General features: G+C 39.4%; 17 protein-coding genes. 14 read left to right on the top strand and 3 right to left on the bottom strand.

Features of this window, described 5'->3' with window-relative positions; all coding sequences use genetic code 11:
• Window positions 1-2: 2 nt before the first annotated feature.
• The 7 genes from pgm (at window position 3) to ACFI4Z_RS15140 (ending at window position 10,954) form a co-directional block, all read left to right on the top strand.
• On the top strand, window positions 3-1,640 hold the full coding sequence (gene pgm, locus ACFI4Z_RS15110; RefSeq protein WP_462671307.1) for a phosphoglucomutase (alpha-D-glucose-1,6-bisphosphate-dependent): 1,638 nt from the start codon (window positions 3-5) through the stop codon (window positions 1,638-1,640).
• 74 nt (window positions 1,641-1,714) lie between these two features.
• Complete coding sequence (astE, locus tag ACFI4Z_RS15115) at window positions 1,715-2,767, top strand: succinylglutamate desuccinylase (RefSeq protein WP_462671308.1); 1,053 nt, start codon at window positions 1,715-1,717, stop codon at window positions 2,765-2,767.
• A 273-nt stretch (window positions 2,768-3,040) separates the two neighbouring features.
• The gene (locus ACFI4Z_RS15120) at window positions 3,041-4,255 is read left to right on the top strand and encodes a thiamine pyrophosphate-dependent dehydrogenase E1 component subunit alpha (protein ID WP_462671309.1); all 1,215 of its coding nucleotides are present in this window, start codon (window positions 3,041-3,043) and stop codon (window positions 4,253-4,255) included.
• The gene (locus ACFI4Z_RS15125) at window positions 4,255-5,232 is read left to right on the top strand and encodes an alpha-ketoacid dehydrogenase subunit beta (protein ID WP_058558710.1); all 978 of its coding nucleotides are present in this window, start codon (window positions 4,255-4,257) and stop codon (window positions 5,230-5,232) included. The genes ACFI4Z_RS15120 and ACFI4Z_RS15125 overlap by 1 nt, the downstream gene beginning before the upstream one ends.
• An 8-nt stretch (window positions 5,233-5,240) precedes the next feature.
• Window positions 5,241-6,806, top strand: coding sequence for a dihydrolipoyllysine-residue acetyltransferase (locus tag ACFI4Z_RS15130; RefSeq protein ID WP_462671310.1), 1,566 nt, complete (start codon window positions 5,241-5,243; stop codon window positions 6,804-6,806).
• Between the two features lie 229 nt (window positions 6,807-7,035).
• The gene (locus ACFI4Z_RS15135; RefSeq protein ID WP_462671319.1) at window positions 7,036-8,358 is read left to right on the top strand and encodes a M28 family peptidase; all 1,323 of its coding nucleotides are present in this window, start codon (window positions 7,036-7,038) and stop codon (window positions 8,356-8,358) included.
• Window positions 8,359-8,629: 271 nt separating this feature from the next.
• Window positions 8,630-10,954 carry an ATP-binding protein gene (locus ACFI4Z_RS15140; protein ID WP_462671311.1) on the top strand — a complete coding sequence of 775 codons (2,325 nt, stop codon included), beginning with the start codon at window positions 8,630-8,632 and terminating at the stop codon, window positions 10,952-10,954.
• 220 nt (window positions 10,955-11,174) lie between these two features.
• Here the strand turns inward: ACFI4Z_RS15140 and ACFI4Z_RS15145 are convergent, their stop codons facing one another.
• Both ACFI4Z_RS15145 and ACFI4Z_RS15150 read right to left on the bottom strand, forming a co-directional pair.
• On the bottom strand, window positions 11,175-11,621 hold the full coding sequence (locus tag ACFI4Z_RS15145) for a DUF3010 family protein (RefSeq protein ID WP_058558714.1): 447 nt from the start codon (window positions 11,619-11,621) through the stop codon (window positions 11,175-11,177).
• Window positions 11,622-11,685: 64 nt separating this feature from the next.
• Window positions 11,686-12,699, bottom strand: coding sequence for an endonuclease/exonuclease/phosphatase family protein (locus tag ACFI4Z_RS15150; protein WP_462671312.1), 1,014 nt, complete (start codon window positions 12,697-12,699; stop codon window positions 11,686-11,688).
• A gap of 257 nt (window positions 12,700-12,956) precedes the next feature.
• Here ACFI4Z_RS15150 and thrS point away from each other — a divergent pair, with 257 nt between their 5' ends.
• The 6 genes from thrS (at window position 12,957) to ACFI4Z_RS15180 (ending at window position 18,333) form a co-directional block, all read left to right on the top strand.
• The gene (gene thrS, locus ACFI4Z_RS15155) at window positions 12,957-14,867 is read left to right on the top strand and encodes a threonine--tRNA ligase (RefSeq protein ID WP_462671313.1); all 1,911 of its coding nucleotides are present in this window, start codon (window positions 12,957-12,959) and stop codon (window positions 14,865-14,867) included.
• Window positions 14,868-14,926: 59 nt separating this feature from the next.
• Window positions 14,927-15,487 carry a translation initiation factor IF-3 gene (gene infC / locus ACFI4Z_RS15160; protein WP_082665370.1) on the top strand — a complete coding sequence of 187 codons (561 nt, stop codon included), beginning with the start codon at window positions 14,927-14,929 and terminating at the stop codon, window positions 15,485-15,487.
• 211 nt (window positions 15,488-15,698) lie between these two features.
• Window positions 15,699-15,899, top strand: a complete 201-nt coding sequence (gene rpmI / locus ACFI4Z_RS15165) for a 50S ribosomal protein L35 (protein ID WP_004587840.1) — start codon at window positions 15,699-15,701, stop codon at window positions 15,897-15,899.
• Between the two features lie 15 nt (window positions 15,900-15,914).
• On the top strand, window positions 15,915-16,277 hold the full coding sequence (gene rplT, locus ACFI4Z_RS15170; RefSeq protein ID WP_004587841.1) for a 50S ribosomal protein L20: 363 nt from the start codon (window positions 15,915-15,917) through the stop codon (window positions 16,275-16,277).
• A gap of 161 nt (window positions 16,278-16,438) precedes the next feature.
• Window positions 16,439-17,512: a sensor histidine kinase gene (locus ACFI4Z_RS15175; protein ID WP_462671314.1), complete on the top strand. Its 1,074-nt coding sequence runs from the start codon at window positions 16,439-16,441 to the stop codon at window positions 17,510-17,512.
• Window positions 17,509-18,333: a LytR/AlgR family response regulator transcription factor gene (locus ACFI4Z_RS15180; RefSeq protein ID WP_394190793.1), complete on the top strand. Its 825-nt coding sequence runs from the start codon at window positions 17,509-17,511 to the stop codon at window positions 18,331-18,333. Before ACFI4Z_RS15175 ends, ACFI4Z_RS15180 begins: the two co-directional genes overlap by 4 nt.
• 82 nt (window positions 18,334-18,415) lie before the next feature.
• Here the strand turns inward: ACFI4Z_RS15180 and pyk are convergent, their stop codons facing one another.
• Window positions 18,416-19,852 carry a pyruvate kinase gene (pyk, locus tag ACFI4Z_RS15185; RefSeq protein WP_462671315.1) on the bottom strand — a complete coding sequence of 479 codons (1,437 nt, stop codon included), beginning with the start codon at window positions 19,850-19,852 and terminating at the stop codon, window positions 18,416-18,418.
• A gap of 369 nt (window positions 19,853-20,221) precedes the next feature.
• Between pyk and gndA the strand changes: the two genes are divergently transcribed.
• The gene (gene gndA / locus ACFI4Z_RS15190; protein WP_462671316.1) at window positions 20,222-21,595 is read left to right on the top strand and encodes an NADP-dependent phosphogluconate dehydrogenase; all 1,374 of its coding nucleotides are present in this window, start codon (window positions 20,222-20,224) and stop codon (window positions 21,593-21,595) included.
• Window positions 21,596-21,644 lie beyond the last annotated feature (49 nt).

Genomic DNA, 21,644 nt, shown 5'->3' on the forward strand with positions numbered 1-21,644 from the left:
TAATGGCGATTCACCCAGGTGCAGGTAAACCTGCAACGCAATCAGATTTAGTTAATGTACCAAAACTAGTGTCAGCTTATTATTTAAATGAGCCTGATTTAGAACAAAACCCTGAGCAATGCGTTGCCTTTGGCACATCTGGCCATCGAGGGTGTTCATATGATGTTAAATTCAATGAATCACATATACTCGCCATTACTCAAGCTATTTGCGACTATCGTAAGCAAAACAACATATTTGGCCCGCTTTTCCTTGGTAAAGACACGCACGCATTGAGTGAAGCGGCTTATAATTCGGCAATAGAGGTACTTGTTGCGAATGAGGTTCAAGTAATAACTCAGCAAAACGATGATTTCACACCAACACCTGTGATCAGCCATGCTGTTGTTTGTCATAATAAAGCAAACCCACATGAACTTGCCGATGGTATTGTGGTAACGCCTTCGCACAATCCGCCCGAAGACGGTGGCTTTAAATATAACCCACCTAATGGCGGCCCAGCTGATACTGATGTAACAAAATGGGTTGAAGACCGTGCAAACCAACTACTACTTGAAGATTTAGTTGAGGTAGAGTTGTTTCCGTTTGCAAAAGCATCACGTTCTGGTTTTATCAAATATCAAGATTTAATGACACCTTACATTGATGATTTAATTAATGTAGTTGATGTTGAAGCTATTGCGAAGGCAAAAATTAAAGTGGGAATCGACCCATTAGGTGGTTCTGGTATTAATTTTTGGCCAATCATTGCTGAAAAGTTTAATTTAGACCTTACGGTCGTAAATGAAAGTGTTGATCCACGTTTCGGTTTTATGCCTTTAGATAAAGACGGTAAAATCCGCATGGATTGCTCATCTCCTTATGCAATGACAAATTTAATCGCATTAAAAGATGATTTCGATATTGGCATTGGTAATGATCCAGATTATGACCGCCATGGTATCGTCACACCTGATGGTTTAATGAATCCAAATCACTTTTTAGCAGTCGCTATAGATTACTTACTCAATCACCGTAATTGGTCAAATGATGTCGTAATAGGAAAGACACTGGTTTCTAGTGCGATGATTGACCGAGTTGTTTCTCGCAATAAGCATAAAGTTAAAGAAGTGCCTGTTGGGTTTAAATGGTTTGTAGAAGGACTTAATGAAGGCTCGTTGGCATTTGGTGGTGAAGAAAGCGCAGGCGCTTCGTTCCTTCGTTTTGACGGTACAGTTTGGAATACCGATAAAGATGGTTTTATTATGGGTTTACTTGCTGCAGAAATTCTAGCAGTAACGGGAAAAACACCGTCAACACTTTATAAAGAACTTGAACAAGAATTTGGTGCGCCATTGTATAAGCGTATTGATGCACCGGCTACTTCACAACAAAAGCAACGCCTTAAAGGGTTAAGTGCTCAGGATGTTAGCGCTGATACTTTAGCAGGCGAGCCAATTTTACAGAAGTTAACCCATGCGCCAGGTAACAACGCAGCTATTGGTGGGTTAAAAGTCGTTACAGAAAATGGTTGGTTTGCTGCGCGTCCGTCAGGTACTGAAGATATTTATAAAATTTATTTGGAATCTTTTAAAGGCGAAGAGCACTTAGCTTTACTAGAAAAAGAAGCCAAAAAGTTAGTTGATTCTGTAATCAGCTAACCTAAAAAATTGTTGTATAAACGGCTGATTCTTTCAGCCGTTTTTGTATTTACTCCACACAAAAGGCGATGAACATGTCAGCCACATCAGATTATATAGAAGAATTAAAAACCTCTGGGGATTTCCTTACATTAAGCCGCGAAAATGAATGGCACTTAGAGGCAGGTGAATTCTCTTTAAAAAACGGTACAAAAGTAAGCATCCATGATACGGGAGTTATTGAGTTTCAACCCCCGGGTTCAAGTACCAAAGATATAGTACTCTCTAGTGCAGTCCACGGAAACGAAACTGCTCCAATCGAAATATGTGATGAATTAATTAAACTTATCATTAGTGAAGAGTTAGTTTTAGCGCAAAGAGTCTTATTTATATACGGTAACCCTCAGTCAATAAATATTGGCAAGCGGTTTGTTGAAGAGAATTTAAATCGACTTTTTAACGGACACCATACAACCGACAATACACCAATGAATAACGAACGTATTCGCGCAGCAAAACTGGAGCAATACGTGAGTGATTTTTTTGCCAGAGGTGGTGAAGGGCGTTCGCGTTGCCATTACGATTTGCACACTGCAATTCGAGGTTCAAAAAATGATAAGTTTGCTGTTTACCCTTATCTTCATGGTAAACCGTGGAAAAAGTCACAACTGCAATTTCTATTAAGTTGCGGTGTGAATACGGTATTAATGATGAAGTCAGCGGCAACGACATTTAGTTATTATTCGTCGTACGTTCATGGTGCAGACTCATTCACTGTTGAACTTGGTCAAGTAAAGCCATTTGGTCAAAATGACATGAGTCGATTTTTACAAACTAAGCAAACGTTAACTGCATTAATTAGTCAAGAAAGTGTTAAATACAAGGAATTTGATGCAAATGACTTTGAGCTGTTTTCAGTGCATCGTTCTATTAATCGCACAGAAGAGGCGTTTTCATTTCCATTTTCTGACGATGCAGTTAATTTTACTGGCTTTGCTAAAGGCGAATTACTCGCAACTGATGGTCAGACCTGTTATTACGCTGACGTTGATGGGGAAGCAATCATCTTTCCTAACGCCGATGTAGCACTTGGACAACGGGCGTTGTTAACGGTTGTACCCCTTGAAATTAATAAGAATTTCATTTAGATACATCTCGCTATTTATAGTTAACTATATGATTTAGAATAACAGTTTATATTGTATAGTTAACTTTCCAGTCTTTATCTCGCCATTTACTCCGCATTTGTCTATGATTAGTTGAATAACACTTTACGTTAACGTAAAGTGATGGCAGCTTTAATTTAATTACAGTGCAGTTTTTGCAAACTTTAACCTAGCAAAAAACATCAATAATAATAACTAACCTTTAATGGTTAACCTAATTGGCACTGTAAATTCGACAACAAAAGAAGGTAGGTTATGAGCAACCCAAATAACGTATCGCAGAATATTAGTCATGAACTTGCTTTTATAGATGGTCATGCTTTAAATATTCCAACCTTGAGCATTTTAAACGAGGACGGCGATATTCTTAGCGGTGCAACAGCACCAGATATAATGAAAGAAACTGCTATTCGCTTATACGAAACGATGCGCTTTATTCGTGCTTTAGATGAACGAATGCAAGCTGCACAGCGTCAAGGCCGCGTTAGTTTTTATATGCAATGCTTAGGCGAAGAGGCCGCTGTTACTGCATCAGCTGCTGCGCTTGATCAAGATGACATGATTATGGCTCAATACCGTGAACAAGCTGCTTTGCATTACCGTGGTTTTACCCTTGACCAATTTATGAATCAGATGTTTTCTAATGAACTTGATTTGGGTAAAGGTCGCCAGATGCCAATACATTACGGCAGTGCTGAACTTAATTACATGACTATATCTTCACCATTAGGGACGCAAATTCCACAGGCAACAGGTTACGCATACGGTCAAAAAATAAAACATATTGATGCTAAAACCGGTGAGTTAAGTAGCAAGATAGACAACGTTACGATATGTTATTTTGGTGAAGGAGCTGCATCTGAAGGTGACTTCCATGCAGGCTTAAATATGGCGGCTGTTCATAAGTCTCCGGTTATCTTTTTTGCGCGTAATAACGGTTATGCTATTTCGACACCTGCGGATGAGCAATTCAAAGGGGATGGTATTGCATCTCGTGGTGTCGGTTACGGAATTAAAACCATTCGTGTTGATGGTGCGGATGCATTAGCGGTTTTCGCCGCAACACAAAAAGCACGTGAAATTGCTTCAACAACAGGTGAGCCCGTTTTAATCGAATCTATAGCTTATCGTTTGGGAGCACATTCAACATCGGATGATCCAAGTGGCTACCGCTCAAAAGCTGAAGAAGCAAATTATCAAGCTTGCCCAATAGAACGTTTTCGTAAATGGTTAATCAAAAAAGACTGGCTTAACGATGATGACGATGTAAAAGCGAAAGAGCAGATTCGTGAAGATATCTTAGCTGCATTGAAGCGAGCTGAAGTGGTCGAAAAACCAGACTTAGAAGAATTAATCTCTGATGTTTACGATACGCCAATCCCCTCATTGCAACGTCAATATGAGCAGCTTAAATCACATATAAAACAGCATCCAGACGCATACCCAGTTACTGCAGGGAGAATTAAGTAATGGCTAAAATGAATATGTTACATGCAATTAATTCAGCCCTTGATATTACCATGGCAGAACACCCTCAAGCCTGTATTTTTGGTGAAGATGTGGGTTATTTTGGTGGCGTTTTTCGTGCGACATCGGGTTTACAAGAAAAGTATGGCCAACATCGTGTTTTTAATACGCCATTAACTGAGCAGGGTATATTGGGTTTTGCTAATGGCCTTGCGGCATTTGGTGCGCCTGCACTGGCTGAGATACAGTTTGCGGATTATATTTTCCCTGCATTTGACCAAATAGTGAATGAATCAGCAAAATTCCGTTATCGTAGTGGTAATGAGTTTAATGTTGGTAATCTTACAATTCGTACACCTTACGGTGGTGGTATTGCAGGTGGGTTGTACCACTCGCAATCTCCAGAAGCATATTTTGCACATACCCCAGGGCTTAAAATTGTAGTACCACGTAACCCATACCAAGCAAAGGGGCTATTGCGTGCATCAATTAAAGACGATAACCCGGTTATATTCTTTGAGCCTAAACGTTTATATCGTGCCTCTACTGGTGAAGTTCCAGAAGAAGATTACAGTATTGAACTTGGAAAAGCTGAAGTTGTAGAGCAAGGAAGTGACGTAACATTACTTGCTTGGGGCGCACAGATGGAAATTATTGAAGATGCAGCTAAGCAAGCAGCTGAGCAAGGTATCAGCTGTGAAGTGATAGATTTACGTAGCATACTGCCTTGGGATCTTGACACCATTGCCAAGTCAGTTACGAAAACAGGGCGATTAGTAATAAGCCATGAGGCACCTATCACGAATGGTTTTGGTAGTGAGATAGCTGCAACTATTCAACAAGAATGCTTTTTACATTTAGAGTCTCCAATCTTGCGTGTATGTGGGCTTGATACACCTTACCCGCTGGCACTGGAGAAAGAATATGTGCCAGATGCATTAAAAGTACTTGCTGCCATTAAGCAATCGGTCGAATTTTAGGAGTTATCATGGCTAAAGATTTTATTTTACCGGATATTGGTGAAGGCATTGTTGAATGTGAAGTCGTTGAATGGCTAGTATCTGAAGGTGACACTGTTACTGAAGATCAACCGATTTGCGATGTAATGACAGATAAAGCATTGGTACAAATACCCGCTGTTCATGATGGTGTAATTTCAAAATTATATTATCAAAAAGGTGATATTGCGGCTGTTCATGCACCGTTATTTGCAATGGAAGTTGCTGGTGAAGAGACAAAAACGTCAGAGATTGAAAAACCAAGCGAGAGCACTGCAAATAATAGCTCGGCTGAGCAACTCGAAGATTTTATCTTACCCGATATTGGTGAGGGAATTGTTGAATGCGAAATCGTTGAATGGTTAGTGGCAGAAGGCGAACAGATTGAAGAAGATCAAGCTGTTTGTGATGTGATGACGGATAAAGCCTTGGTGCAAATACCAGCAAAGCACACTGGCACCGTTCATAAACTTTATTACGCAAAAGGCGAAGTAGCGCAAGTTCACAGCCCTTTGTTTAAAATGAGCATCGCGGGAACTCAGCAAGTCAATGTTGATGTTAACGAAGCCGTTGTAAAAGCACAGTCCAATGCAGTTGAACCAAAAGCGATGGTTGAAAAGAATCAGAGTGCTAAAGTGGTTAATAAAAAAGCGGTTGCATCTCCTGCTGTGCGTCGTAAAGCGCGTGAGATGGATGTTGACCTGACATGTGTGCCAGGCAGTGGCAAGAATGGACGGATTTACAAAGAAGATATTGAACAATTTGTCAATGGCCAAGTACCCAATACCATTGATACATCGCCGCTCAAGACAGATACAACCGAGCAAAGTGTTAATACGTCTTCATTAGGTGGAACCCGTGTTGAGTCAATAAAAGGCATTAAAGCTGCTATGGCTAAGCAAATGGTTGCTTCTGTGAGCACTATTCCTCATTTTACTTTTTGCGATGAAATCGATCTGACAGAATTAATTGCACTACGTAGTTCTTTAAAAGAGCAATATAAGCAGCAAGGTGTAAAGCTTACGATGATGCCGTTTTTCATTAAAGCACTATCACTTGCACTTAAAGAGTACCCAGTACTTAATACTAAGGTGAATGACGAGTGCACTGAACTTACCTATTTTGACGATCATAATATTGGTATGGCGGTTGATTCTAAGATTGGTCTCTTAGTGCCTAATATTAAACAGTGCCAATCTAAAAGCATTGTGGATGTGGCCAATGCGGTAACGCGTTTAACAGAGGCAGCAAGAGAAGGGCGCGTTAGTCCAGATGACTTAAAAGGCGGTACTATCAGCATTTCAAATATAGGTGCTATTGGCGGTACTATAGCCACGCCTATTATTAATAAGCCAGAGGTGGCAATTGTTGCGCTGGGCAAATTGCAGCATTTACCTCGGTTTGATTCAAAAGGAAACGTGGTTAGTAAAGCAATTATGCAAGTAAGTTGGTCAGGTGATCACCGAGTGATAGATGGCGGCACCATTGCTCGCTTTAATAACTTGTGGAAATCCTACCTTGAAGAGCCAGCCAAAATGATGATGGCTATGAGCTAGCAATATTAAAGAAACCAGCTAATGCTGGTTTTTTTATGCCTAAATTTTAACGCCCATAAAATATTGTTGTTTAGCGAATAATATGGAGGTTTATCTCAAATTAGTTCTAACATTATGTTTACTATCGTACTGTGTTGATACCTAATAAAAAAGATCATCAATCATATTCACTACAGGTAATAATAAAATGACGTCAATAAAATCAGTAATTACTTTAGGTAGCTTGCTTATGGCGGGTTCGCTATTTGCTGCTCAGCCTTTATATCAAGACCAACAAAAACTTCATGATATAGCACAGGCCGTATCAGCCTCACGAATTGAAAACGATATTCAAACCCTTGTTGATTTTGGCACACGGCATACCTTGTCTGAAACACAATCCGACACTCGTGGTATTGGTGCAGCGAGGCGCTGGATAAAAGCTGAGTTTGAGGCAATATCTAAACAATGTGGTGGCTGTTTAGAAGTCATTGAAGTGAAAGATACTATTTCTGGTGAAAAGCGTATTCCTAATCCTGTTGAAGTGGTAAATATTATTGCTATTCAGCGAGGCGTGGATGAGCCAAATCGTATGGTGATGATGTCGGGAGATATTGATTCACGAGTAAGTGATGTAATGGATTTTACTAGTGACTCACCGGGTGCAAATGATAATGCATCGGGTGTCGCAGGGGTGATTGAAGCCGCTCGTGTTTTATCAAACTATAAATTTAATGGCTCAATTGTTTATGCGGCGCTTTCAGGTGAAGAGCAAGGTTTGTTTGGTGGTAAAATACTAGCAAAACATGCCCAGAAGCAAGGTTGGCAAGTCCATGGCGTATTGAATAACGACATGATCGGCAATATTACCGGTATTAACGGTGTCACCGATAACACAACCGCACGTATATTCTCTGAAGGTACGCGAGTAGTTGAAACCAAAGAGCAGGCTCACAAACGTCGTTTTACCGGTGGTGAGGTAGACTCTGCAAGCCGTAACCTAGCCCGGTATATTGACACTATCGCAGACCGTTATATTCCAAATTTAGATACTATGTTGGTCTACAGGCTCGACCGTTTTGGCCGCGGCGGTCACCATCGTCCATTTAATGATATGGGGTATGCTGCTGTTCGAGTTATGGAAACCAATGAAAATTATAACCACCAACATCAAGATTTACGCACAGAGGACGGCATTGTTTATGGTGATACTATCGATGGTGTTGATTTTGATTATGCAGCTAAATTGACATCGCTTAATGCTGTAAGTCTTGCATCAATGGCATGGGCACCTGCACCACCAAAGGGTGTAGAAATTTCAGGTGCTGTGAAACCTAGTACACAGTTAAAATGGCAAAAAAACACAGATAAAACCACGGTTGGGTACCGTATTTATTGGCGTTATACCAGCGAGCCACAATGGCAGTTTAGCCGCTATGTAGGTGATGTAAGTGAAGCTACCTTGAAAAATGTGGTTATTGACAACTACTATTTTGGTGTTGCGTCCGTTAATGAAAACGGGATTGAGTCTCCGGTCGTTTTCCCAGGTGATGTCGGAGCATTTGAACACTGAATTAGTAAAAAATATTGTGATGGTATAGGCTCTCATGAATGGCGTCTATACCATCCGAAACTTGATTACTCTTTTTAAACTGCCTCCCTTCAATAATACTAAAATATTTTTTTGCTCTCAGCGATAGAGCATGTCTATTTTCATCCTTGTTTATATTCGAATATTTTCTATTACTAGTCTAAAATTAAGTCAGTTTTCACTCTAAGTATAAAATATGCAACTAAAGACACGATTAACAACAATATTGTTACTTACTTCACTATTACCATTAATGATTGTGTTCTTTTTAGTTATCACAAATGGAAGTGAACAAGCTAAGCGCTTAAGTGTTGTTGCTGCCCAAGCAAAGGTTGCAAATGCTGCGGGTGTTTTTGATCGTTATTTTATTGAAAGAAAAACTGAAATTGCGATGCTTGCAAAAGATCCCCGAATACGGTCAATGCAGTTTAGCCAAATGCGCGACTTTCTTTTGACAGAAAAAAAGCGTAAGACAGGTGATTATGAAAAGTTTATTTTAGGTGAGCTTGACGGCAGTTTTTACAATACTGAAGGGGGAAATATATCACAGAGTTTAAAGCGCACATTTAATGATAATGTGACGGATTCAAAACCTAGATCAATAAAAAAACGCGACTACTGGAAAGCAGCTATCGGAAATAACAGTGCAAATGACGAAATAGTATATGTTTCAGAGCCTATGATTTCTTATACTACAGGTGTTAGGCAGATTGTTATTAGTGCGAGTGTTTTGAACAACGATAAGGTGGTTGGCCTTATTGGTGGAAGTATAGGGTGGGATGAGGTACAACGCTTAATTGAATCGATTAAATCCTCAGTAATGAGCTCATTTGATGATAATTTGCAGTTTATGATTGTATCCAATAGTGGAATTTATATGTACCACTGGGATGCCGCAAAGGTTATTCAGCTTCTTAAGAAAAATGATGAATGGGTGAAAAATAGCATTGGTGAGAAAGTCAGTGTTAAGTTAAGAGTTACTGAAGAGGCCCAGGCAGAACTTAAACAAGTCGGTGTGCGTATGGTTGCAGGCCACACTGGTTTCGTAGAACTGCTTAATGAAAAAACAAATGAGCTAGAACATATCTTTTTTTCACCAATTAAATCGACTGGCTACAGCATTGCGATGGTGATACCTAACCATCTTATTTTTGAAAAAATAAATGAATTAAAAAATATCTTGTGGATAATATGTACGGTTGTTTTTGTAGTTACATTGTTTCTAGCGCTTAGGCTTTCTGCCTATATTTATGCACCCATCTTTAATTTAACTCAAGCGTCTCATGCATTATCAAATGGTGACTTTACTGCAAAAGTTATGTCTCAAGGGCATGACGAGTTAGGTGAATTATCAAAAGCATTTATTTTAATGAGAGATGAGTTATCGTTGAGAGAGAGCCAGTTAGAAAAAAGAGTCGTGGAACGTACAAAAGCTTTTGAAGAGGCTACAGAGCAAGCGAATGCAGCACTTGCAACAAAAAGCCGATTCTTAGCAAATATGAGTCATGAAATACGAACCCCTCTTAATGGAGTTTTAGGAACACTGCAATTGTTACAAAAGTCTACTAAATTAGATGTTGATGAAACGAAGTTAGTCAGTATAGGTATTTCCTCTGCGACGCATCTTCTCTCTGTTATTAATGACATATTAGATATATCTAAAATAGAGCAGGGTGAGCTAACATTAAATTATGACACCTTTTCTTTATCACAACTAAAAAATGAAGTGTTGGCTATTGTTCAGCCACTTGCCGCTAACAAGGATAACTCTATCAGATGGGTTAACGAATGTGATCCAGTCAATATACTTTCTGATAAAACTCGCTTAACACAAGTACTCGTAAACCTTGTTGGCAATAGCATTAAGTTTTCCGACAAAGGCGAGATAACAGTTAAAGTACATTATCAAGTGTGTGAATCAAACTTTAAAATATTTTTTGAAGTAAGCGATAAGGGTATTGGTATCAATGAACACAAAATAGCTGATATTTTTAAGCCGTTTAAACAATTAGATGAAAGTACAACACGGACCTATGGTGGTACAGGCTTGGGGTTAAGTTTGTGTAAGGAGTTGGTGGAAATGTTGGGCGGTGAAATTACGCTTCACTCTATTGAAGGGAAAGGAACACAGGTTGAGTTTTATATCAAAGCTGATAAAGCATTACCAATTAAAGCGCAAACTAACAAGACTGTACAGACCTTAAGTCAATTAGAGGGGGTTGCTTTATTGGTTGAAGATAATCCTATCAATCAGCTTGTATTAAAATCTATGCTAGAAAAGCTAAATCTAGATGTAGTCATTGCCGCTGATGGGATGATTGCCCTTGAAATACTTGAAAATACTTCGTTCGATATAGTACTAATGGATATGCATATGCCTAATCTAGATGGCGTTAGTACAACAAAAATAATACGAGAGCGTGCCCGTTGGAAGAAATTGCCTATTATCGCTATTACTGCAAATGTGATGGAAGAAGATGTCAATGCGTGTTTTAAAGCGGGAATGGATGATTATTTAAGTAAACCAATAGAGTTTGATTTATTGGAACAAGTATTGAGTCGCTGGCTGAAAGCTTAATCAACATACATTAATATTTTATTTAGCCACACTTCAATATCTGTTTTGAGGAAGGTCGCTTATTATCTTAATTTAATATTATTAACAACGTTTGAGTCACCTGATTAGATTCTGTTTGTAGTTTTATTCTATTGATTAGAAACTAAAAACGCGAGGGTAAACTTAATAAATACAGTTCACTCACTCGCGTTACATAATTTAAAAGGCTAACTGTATTTATTTACGCTTCATCGTGGCGGTATGTTTTACGCATTATGTAAACATAAGCATTGATAAATGCGGTTTCTTGGTATTTCTTTAGCCCAGTTTCTTCAAAATCAATTGGGACAGGGTTTCTTTTCAACTGTTCTTTTATGGTTGTTGGACTCAAAACTTGCACATCTAGGTTTTCAATCAATTGGATAGCTGTTTCCATTTTGAAGCCTTTCGCACTACCTGCAAATTTTCCTTTTGGCTGGCGTTCGCGAATAGCAACAGAATCAATTTGGTAATCTTGCATTAATTTTGCAAAATCAAATTGAAATTTACGCATCACTTCGGTGTCATTACCGTTTGCTAACGTAAAGCGGGTTTGACGGACATCACGAATATCAAATACATCGTTATCTTTACTTAAAATACACAACAGTACGTCACTGCCTGTTATTTCTACGCCGCATGTTCTCATTATTACTCTCTAAAAATCTAATTTTCGTTATTATATCAATTTACTTTATTAAAAGCAGTGTCTATTAAAACCCGATTTCAATCCCAACGCCACCATGATCACTGTAACAAATATCTTCATCATGCTGCTGAGGGTTAAGATGAGCATTAAAGCTTAAATAGTCTAGGGATTTAATTCTGCCAAGCGCGCACAGGGAATTAAAATGACCAGAGACTAAAATGTAATCTAAAACATTTCCATGGCCATTATAGTAGTGGCTAAAAGGTTTTTTTGTGCCGGCATTATATTGATTGCTCAAAGAAAATGCATCACTTAGGCCAACAATCGGTTGTGAAAATTCTTTACAAGGTTCACATCGAGTCGGGTGGAAACCTTGTGTCATAAAAGCAAGTGCTGGACTATCAATATTATCATTGAAGTCACCAAGCACAATCGTTGCACAGTCATGTTCTCGCTGTGTTTTCAATGCATCATAATAAACGATCGATGCCTCTAAAGAACGAGAAATTTGGGATTGCATCATGCCGACCGTTTGTTGAAGTAATACCAGCAATGGATCTTCTTGGTTATGGATATTAAGCATATGGGACATTGAATGTACACGTTGAGATTTAAAGTGGACGATATAGCAATACACTGCACCTAAATGTGGCAATTCAATCCGACACTTTATAGGTGTGCGATTAAACTTAAACTCACTTTGATTATTAAGATATTCGAGTAATTCTGGACAGGGACTAAGTGCTTGGGAGTCATGAATTGGTATTTTTGATGCAATAGCCACAACGGGGTTAAATAACACTTGAGGATAAAGGTTGTCACTTCTGGGTGTCGACACAGTTTCAAAATAATCATACCCGTGCTCTTTACATAATGTTTGCAAAGATTGAATACTAAATACCTCTTGAAAGGCCACAATATCAGCTCTACTCTCGATTAAAAAGTCTTCAATAAATGTTTGTTTCTGTCGCCATTGAGTGGCGTTATAACGCTCATGGAGCTGATAAAAAGAAAAGGGGGGAGCTGCATAATTAAGTAAGTTTAGGCTAGCGAATCTGATTGATTTACTGACGGACATAATTGTTTCTCGCAGCTGAAATTAGCTTAAGTATGAAATGAAGCGCTTATTTGTCAATTTGTCGCTGTAAATACTTGTATTTCGCAGTTTCAGACGCGACAATATAGCTGCACTTAGCAAGACTCAACAGGTGCATTAACCGTAAATGGTTAACGATAACAATGCTTATTCGTAAAAGCGTTGTGGAGTTACTTTTTTTAATTTATTTAAATACATGTGATGCATTGTAGGCGTCACCACTGTACAAAGGATTTATAATGCCAGTTATTACCCTCCCTGACGGCAGTCAGCGTAGTTTTGAAAACCCAGTTAGTACTCTTGATGTAGCCAACGATATTGGCCCAGGCCTTGCTAAAGCAACCATTGCTGGTCGTGTTAATGGCGATCGTGTTGATGCATGCGATTTAATTTCTGAAGATTCACGCTTAGAAATTATCACCGCGAAAGACGACGATGGGTTAGAGATCATTCGTCACTCATGTGCTCACTTAATAGGTCATGCTGTTAAACAGTTATTCCCTGAAGCAAAAATGGCCATCGGTCCAACTATTGATAACGGATTTTATTACGATATCGATATGGAACACTCACTAAGTCAAGAAGACTTAGATGCCATTGAAAAGCGCATGTTACAACTTGCAAAAACAAACTACGACGTAGTGAAAAAAACCGTCAGCTGGCAAGAAGCGCGCGATGCATTTGAAGCGCGCGGCGAAACATACAAGATTGAAATCTTAGACGAGAACATCGCTAAAGATGACCGCCCAGGTCTGTATCATCATGAAGAGTATGTTGATATGTGTCGTGGTCCTCACGTACCAAATATGAAGTTCTGCCAACATTTCAAAATTATGAAAGTGGCGGGTGCTTATTGGCGTGGTGATTCAGAAAACAAAATGCTACAACGTATTTACGGCACAGCTTGGGGCGATAAAAAGCAACTTAAAGCCTATTTAAAGCGCTTAGAAGAAGCTGAAAAACGCGACCACCGTCGTATTGGTAAAGCCCTTGATTTATGGCATTGGCAAGAAGAAGCGCCTGGTATGGTGTTTTGGCACAACGATGGTTGGAGCATTTACCGTGAACTTGAAGAGTTTGTACGTGAAAAACTACGTGAGTACCAATACGAAGAAGTAAAAGGTCCAATGATGATGGACCGTTCGTTATGGGAAAAATCGGGTCACTGGGATAAATATTCAGATGCGATGTTTACCACTGAGTCTGAAAAGCGTGAGTATGCAATTAAGCCTATGAATTGCCCGGGTCACGTACAGATTTTTAATCAAGGTTTAAAATCTTACCGTGACTTACCACTGCGTATGGCTGAGTTTGGTTGTTGTCACCGTAATGAACCGTCAGGCGCCTTACACGGGCTAATGCGTGTTCGTGGCTTTACTCAAGATGACGCTCACGTTTTCTGTACAGAAGACCAAGTGATGGATGAAGTATCATCATGTATCAAAATGGTTTACGACACGTACGAAACGTTTGGCTTTGAAAAAATAGTTGTTAAGCTTTCTACACGCCCTGAAAAGCGTATCGGTGAAGATGAAGTTTGGGATAAAGCCGAGCAAGCACTGGCCGATGCTCTCAAAGCAAATGACATAGAATTTGATTATTTACCGGGTGAAGGTGCCTTCTACGGTCCTAAAATTGAATTTACTTTGTACGATTGTTTAGACAGAGCGTGGCAGTGTGGTACAGTGCAACTAGATTTTGCATTACCTGGTCGTTTAGGTGCTACTTATGTTGCTGAAAACAACGAACGTCGTACACCGGTAATGATCCACCGTGCTATACTCGGTTCAATTGAACGTTTTATCGGTATTTTAACCGAAGAGTATGCAGGTTTATTCCCTACGTGGCTTGCACCTAAGCAAGTGGTGATTATGAATATTACCGATAAACAAGCGGATTATGTGCACGAAATTGTACAAAAATTAAATAAACTTGGAATTAGAGCCGCTGCTGACTTGAGAAATGAGAAGATTGGCTTTAAAATCCGAGAACATACATTAAAACGTATTCCTTACTTACTTGTTGTTGGCGATAAAGAAGTTGAACAACAAGAAGTGGCAGTACGTACCCGCACAGGTGAAGATCTGGGCAAATTTAACGTTGATGATTTCGTCGCTAAAATCAGTGAAGAAATTAAAAATCGACAATAAAAATCCGGTGTGCAGAGCATTAACACAACTGCTAACTGCACACTTATTATTTGATATTCTTGGAGGAACGTACCATTAGAGGCGGCAAGAAAGGGCAACAAACAGCTCAAAAAAATCGTATCAACGATGAAATTACAGCTAAAGAAGTTCGTTTAATCGACATCGAAGGCGAGCAAGCTGGCATTCAAACATTAAGAGATGCGCAAGCTATGGCTGATGAAGCAGGTGTTGATCTAGTAGAGATCAGCCCAAATGCTGAGCCGCCTGTGTGTAAAGTCATGGACTACGGTAAGTTCATCTTTGAAAAAAGCAAAGAACTAAAAGAGCAGAAGAAGAAGCAAAAGCAAATCCAGATAAAAGAAATCAAATTCCGTCCAGGTACGGATGAAGGTGATTATCAGGTTAAGCTTCGTAACTTACGTAAGTTCTTAGAAGCGGGTGATAAAGCTAAAATCACTATTCGTTTCCGTGGCCGTGAAATGGCGCACCAAGAAATTGGTATCGAACTACTAAACCGTATTAAAGCTGATTTAGAAGAACTTGCGCAAGTTGAGTCTTTCCCAAATCGTGTTGAGGGACGTCAAATGGTTATGATGATGTCTCCTATTGCTAAAAAGTAATAAACGAGCTAAGATACGCACCGAATTTAGCTCAGGTCTGCAAGTAATATGCGAATATTCACCTGAGTTAACCGGTTTTAAAGTAAAACTGCAGCATTTATGTTGAGTTTTCACCGGAATATGGCAGTAAGTTAGGCCTAAAAGTGGAGCTATAGCAATATATCTCACGCCTGCTTACTAATTTTAAAGCAATACATTTGGAGTTATTGCAATGGCTTATAAGCTAAAAAGTCACAGAGGCGCGGCTAAGCGTTTCAAGAAAACTGCTTCTGGCGGTTTCAAGCGTAAACAAGCGCATCTTCGTCATATTCTGACTAAGAAAACTTCTAAGCGTAAGTTACACCTACGTCCTAAGATGATGGTTCATAAGAATGACCATGGTCTAGTTTCACGTATGTTACCATTCGCTTAATAGGGGTTTTTAGAAATGGCAAGAGTTAAACGCGGCGTTGTCGCACGTGCACGTCACAAAAAAGTTTTAAAACAAGCAAAAGGTTACTACGGAGCACGTTCACGTGTTTACCGCGTAGCTTTCCAGGCTGTTACTAAAGCGGGTCAATACGCTTACCGTGACCGTCGTGCTAAGAAACGTACTTTCCGTCAATTATGGATTGCACGTATCAATGCTGCATCACGTCAAAATGGTCTGTCTTACAGCCGTTTTATCAATGGTCTTAAAAAGACATCTGTAGAAATCGATCGTAAGATCCTTGCAGATATCGCTGTTTATGACCAAGTTGCATTCGCAGCGCTTGTTGAAAAAGCAAAAGAAGGCCTAGCGGCTGCTTAAGCTTTTACATATAAGTATTGAAAAGGAGCCTTAGGCTCCTTTTTTTGTGGGCAAAATAAAATTTTTTGCGGTAAGCCTCTTAAAAAGCAAGATGGGAAGTAGTGATTTAACTTCTACTAAGCCGATATAATAATTACAAATAAATGAGGTAAAAATATATTTTGAATTGGCAATCTCTAGTTGATGACCGCCAACGCTTCTTCTGGGTCCTACAAGTTGCAGGTTGGATAGGTTACGCTCTCGTAAATTACATTGGCTCAAAAGTCTTTGAAATGCGTGATATTTACGTATTTGTCATTGTGCTTAACGCTTACGCCGGATGTTTAATGACGGTGCCACTTCGTTATATGTATCGAAAAGCATGGAATGCATCCCCTTGGATTCTCATGTTAGTGGTATTTAGTGCTTCGTATGTCACCGGCACATTATGGGCTGTTGTGCAAAAGTTCAACTTGTGGGAAATATATCGTCATGGCTATAGGCCTAATGAATGGTTTTATTATTTTCAGCAAGGTCTTGATTCGGTATATATTATTTTATGTTGGAGTGGCCTATATTTTGGTATCAAATACTACCAGCTACTCCAAAGCGAACGCCAAAAAGCGCTCAAAGCCACCACAATGGCTCATGAAGCACAGCTTAAAATGCTGCGCTACCAGCTTAATCCCCACTTTTTATTTAATACACTTAATGCAATTTCGACCTTAATATTGGTTAAAGAAAATAAAGACGCCAACTTGATGGTTTCAAAGTTAAGTGATTTCTTAAGGTATACATTAAATACCGATCCAATTAAAAAAGTACCACTAGAACAAGAAATACACGCATTAATGTTATACCTTGAGATAGAGCGTGTTAGGTTCGATGAGCGTTTAAAGGTTAATGTAGAAGTAAGTAATGAGGCAAAAAATGCCCTTGTACCGAGTTTGATATTACAACCTATTATTGAAAACGCGATTAAATACGCAATTGCCCACCTAGCACAGGGTGGTGAGATTGACATAAAAGCCCAAGTATTTGCTAATGAACTATTATTGGAAGTAGGCGATAATGGCCCTGGTACTGAGTTGTCGAATGGCCAGTTAGTTAATGCACAAGGAGTGGGTATTGCAAATACCAAAGATCGTTTAAAAACCTTGTATGAAAACAACTATTCGTTTGTATTGTCACATAATACGCCAAGTGGATTAAAAGTAAATCTGCGCGTTCCATTTGAGAAGGCTATGAAAAAATGAGCAAGATTAAAACCCTAATTGTCGATGACGAACCTTTAGCACGTAGAGGCTTAGCAGTAAGGTTGGAAGAGTTTGAGGAAATTGAGGTTATAAAACTGTGTAATTCAGGTCAAGAGGCTATAGATGCTTGTCATGCAGAGCAAATAGATTTAGTTTTTTTAGATATTCAAATGCCAGGAATGAACGGTTTTGAGGTAGCAAGAGCACTCAGTGAGAGTGTAAGAGCATTACCCGCTATTGTATTCGTAACGGCATTTGATCAGTTCGCGGTCAAAGCGTTTGAAATACATGCTTTAGATTACATTCTTAAACCAGTCGATGACAACAGACTAAAACAGGCGGTAGAAAAAGTGCATACTTATTTAAAAACTCAACAAGACAACGCCCATAAGAAGAAATTAGCTAGTTTTGTAGCAGGTATTACAGGAAATAATTGTGAAGAGATTTTAAAGAAGTTAGCCACTGGCGATACTTTATCAGATAAACGTTATCCCGAGTCTCTAGCTGTAAAAGAGCAGGGTGAAATTATCAGAGTGCCTGTTGCAACAATTCAGTGGGTTGATGCCGCTGGTGATTATATGTGTTTGCACTGCCAAGATGGCCAAACTCATATTTTACGTAAAACAATGAAAGAGCTTGAGCAAGAATTAGATCCTAAATTGTTTGTCAGGGTACATAGAAGTGCCATTGTAAATACGAAACAAATAAGCAAGCTCGTAACACAAGTAAGTGGTGAATATTTATTAGTTTTAGATAATGGCCAAGAGCTAAAGGTAAGCCGTAGCTATCGAGATAAAGTGAAGGCTGCACTTGCAAGTTAATTTCAATATAGATTAATTAGCTAACAATTTATCGATTAAAAACGCGAGCAATTATGCTCGCGTTTTTAATTTAACAATACTATTAGGCAACAGTTACAATTTTCATGGTATTTGTTGCACCGATTGTTTCCATTGCATCACCGTGAGTAATAATTACGGTATCGCCTGAGCTAAGTGAGCCGTCGGCAACGAGTGTACTGAGTGCATCTTTAACCATGTTATCTTTTTCACACTTAGTAGAGTCAAAGAACACAGGGTAAACACCGCGATAAAGCGCTGTCTGTCCTAGTGTACTTGCATGACGTGAAAGAGAGAAAATAGGTAAACCTGAGCTAATACGTGACATTAGTTTAGCTGTACTGCCTGATTCAGTCAGCGTTACGATGGCTTTGATTGAATCTAAGTGATTAGCTGCATACATTGCAGACAAGGCAATTGATTCAGCGTTTGAAGAAAAACGGCTATCTAAGCGGTGTTTAGAAACGTGGGTTTCTTTTTGTGACTCTGCCCCAAGACAAACACGCGCCATTGTGGCCACGGTTTCTTCAGGGTAATCACCCGCAGCAGTTTCTGCTGACAGCATCACAGCATCTGTGCCGTCTAGTACTGCGTTTGCAACATCCATAACTTCTGCACGCGTTGGCATAGGGTTATCGATCATTGATTCCATCATCTGTGTAGCAGTTACAACAGTACGATTAAGAGAACGGGCACGGCTTATAATGAGTTTTTGTTTTCCCATTAAAGCAGCATCACCTATTTCAACACCTAAATCACCACGGGCAACCATAACAGAGTCTGATGCAAGCACGATATCATCGATGGCTTCAACACTTTCAACAGCTTCGGCACGTTCAATTTTTGCTAAAAGTTGCGCTTTAGAACCAGCTGCTTCTGCAAGTGAGCGAACATAACGCATATCATCGCCACTACGAGGGAATGATACTGCAATATAATCAACATCGATTTCAGCGGCTGTTAGCAAATCTTCTTTATCTTTTTCGGTAAAGGCAGGTGCTGTTAAACCACCACCTAAACGGTTAATTCCTTTGTTATTTGATAAAATACCGCCAACAGTAACAGTGGTATGTACTAAGTGGCCTTCTACACTTTGTACTGTTAATTGAATTAATCCATCATTTAATAATAACAAGTCACCAGGTGCGACATCTTGTGGCAATTCTTTATAATCAATACCAACTGCGTTTACATCGCCTTGGCCTTTTTCCATTTGTGCATCAAGAATAAACTTAGCGCCTACTTCTAAAGTAACTTTACCTTCTTTAAATGTAGAAACACGAATTTTAGGTCCTTGTAAATCAGCCAAGATTGCAACGTGCTTGCCTAAGTTATTTGCGATATCACGAACAGCTTGTGCGCGGTCTTTATGATCTTGTGCTACGCCATGTGAGAAGTTCAAACGCACTACGTTTGCACCAGCACGGATTATTTTTTCTAGGTTGTTATCACGATCGGTTGCAGGTCCAAGGGTAGCGACTATTTTTGTGCGTCTAAGCATCAAATTCTCCTGTGGGCTTACTGAGTAAGCAGGTTGACGGTTATATTCGTTTTTAAATATTTATGTTTCATACACAAACATTGTGTTTTAAGGCAGTGAGAACACAATATATAAACAAAGTGTTATTTAATTGCTGCCAAAATTTATACAAAATTAATATTACGACATTATGACACCGGTGTCAGCCTCAGTCAATGTCCTATTTGATGTTAAATAATCCCTGTGGTGCTTGTTGTTTGATATAATACCCGTGCGTGTATTACAAGCGGTTGCTTTAACTCAGGCTCGCAATTTTAAGTGGCTTGGGTATAATGCGCGCGGTATTATTTTCATTTACTAACCAATAGTTGTTACCGAGGAGGACACTAAATGCAAGTTGCATTAGTAGGGTTAGGCGTTATGGGTAAAAATCTGGCTCTAAACCTGATAGAAAAAGGGCTGACACTCGTAGCTTATGATAAAAACCCCGATGCGGGCGAAGAATTATTAAGTTGTGCTAAATCCCAAGGCATGGCGGATCGTCTGCATATTGTGTCTGATTTAAATGACATGGTTAAAAGGTTAGCAGCACCTCGTTCAATTTTACTGTTAGTACCTGCTGGCGAACTGGTTGATAAAGTGTGTACTGAACTAGTAGAAGCTGGCGTTGAATGTGACGATATTATTGTTGATTGTGGTAACAGTAACTACAAAGACGGCATCACTCGTAAATTAAAGTACCAAAACAAATTTGAGTTTGCCACTATGGGGATTTCTGGTGGTGCCGAAGGTGCACGTCATGGTCCTGCTATGATGGCTAGTGGTTCAGAAGGCGGTTGGGAGCGTGTCGAGCCGTGGTTTGAAAAAGTAGCTGCCAGCTACAAAGGTGACTCATGTTTTGCCCGAGTCGGTCAATCAGCAAGCGGCCACTTTGTAAAAATGGTTCATAATGGTATTGAATATGCGTTGATGCAACTTATTGCTGAAATGTATCAGTTGCTTCGTTTAGGAACAAAGCGTTCTCCAAAAGAAGTAGCAGCTATTTTTGAACAGTGGTCAGAAGGTGACTTAAACAGCTATTTATTATCTATTTCTAGCCATATTTTATCTTTAGAAACGGATAGTGATGAGTCATTAGTCGATTTAATTGACAATAAAGTAGGCGCTAAAGGCACAGGTCTTTGGACTGCACAAAATGCTTTAGAGCTCGGTATTGCAGTGCCATCGCTAGTTGCGGCTGTGCAAGCTCGTCATTTAACAAATACATGTGATACTCATGCGGCAAAGGAAATGACTTACGCTGCAAAATCTACCACAGAGGTTGAACTTGATTTGGAAGAGCTTAAAGAAGCCTTTTTATTAGCTAGTTTACTTGCTTATCGTCAAGGTCTTGCGCTAATTAAAGGGGCATCACGGGCGCATCAGTGGAAAGTCGATTTATCTAAAACGCTCCAAACATGGCGTGCTGGTTGTATTATTCGTGCAGATTACTTAGATAATATCGCTGAGGGTGTTGAATTTATAGATACACTTGAGAAAGAAGCTATCTCTTTACGTAAAATTACCGGTCAAGCAATGATGACAGGTTTAGCATTCCCAGTGTTAAGTTCAACACAAACATATTTTGCAACGCTTACTACACCAAGTAATGGCCATTTGGTTCAAGCTCAACGTGATTACTTTGGTGAGCATGGTATTAAAACTCATGGTGGTGAAGTGTGCCATCTGACAGACTTAGTAGATATAGACGCTAAAGTGCGTTAACTACATATTAAAAAGCCAGCTAAATTAGCTGGCTTTTTTGATCTTGTTC

The sequence above is a fragment of the Pseudoalteromonas sp. RWi3 genome, from assembly GCF_054960735.1.

Coding starts and splice junctions, on each gene's coding strand:
- pgm (WP_462671307.1), top strand. CDS start 3: ATGGCGATTCACCCAGGTGCAGGTAAACCTGCAACGCAATCAGATTTA.
- astE (WP_462671308.1), top strand. CDS start 1,715: ATGTCAGCCACATCAGATTATATAGAAGAATTAAAAACCTCTGGGGAT.
- ACFI4Z_RS15120 (WP_462671309.1), top strand. CDS start 3,041: ATGAGCAACCCAAATAACGTATCGCAGAATATTAGTCATGAACTTGCT.
- ACFI4Z_RS15125 (WP_058558710.1), top strand. CDS start 4,255: ATGGCTAAAATGAATATGTTACATGCAATTAATTCAGCCCTTGATATT.
- ACFI4Z_RS15130 (WP_462671310.1), top strand. CDS start 5,241: ATGGCTAAAGATTTTATTTTACCGGATATTGGTGAAGGCATTGTTGAA.
- ACFI4Z_RS15135 (WP_462671319.1), top strand. CDS start 7,036: ATGGCGGGTTCGCTATTTGCTGCTCAGCCTTTATATCAAGACCAACAA.
- ACFI4Z_RS15140 (WP_462671311.1), top strand. CDS start 8,630: ATGATTGTGTTCTTTTTAGTTATCACAAATGGAAGTGAACAAGCTAAG.
- ACFI4Z_RS15145 (WP_058558714.1), bottom strand. CDS start 11,621: ATGAGAACATGCGGCGTAGAAATAACAGGCAGTGACGTACTGTTGTGT.
- ACFI4Z_RS15150 (WP_462671312.1), bottom strand. CDS start 12,699: ATGTCCGTCAGTAAATCAATCAGATTCGCTAGCCTAAACTTACTTAAT.
- thrS (WP_462671313.1), top strand. CDS start 12,957: ATGCCAGTTATTACCCTCCCTGACGGCAGTCAGCGTAGTTTTGAAAAC.
- rpmI (WP_004587840.1), top strand. CDS start 15,699: ATGGCTTATAAGCTAAAAAGTCACAGAGGCGCGGCTAAGCGTTTCAAG.
- rplT (WP_004587841.1), top strand. CDS start 15,915: ATGGCAAGAGTTAAACGCGGCGTTGTCGCACGTGCACGTCACAAAAAA.
- ACFI4Z_RS15180 (WP_394190793.1), top strand. CDS start 17,509: ATGAGCAAGATTAAAACCCTAATTGTCGATGACGAACCTTTAGCACGT.
- pyk (WP_462671315.1), bottom strand. CDS start 19,852: ATGCTTAGACGCACAAAAATAGTCGCTACCCTTGGACCTGCAACCGAT.
- gndA (WP_462671316.1), top strand. CDS start 20,222: ATGCAAGTTGCATTAGTAGGGTTAGGCGTTATGGGTAAAAATCTGGCT.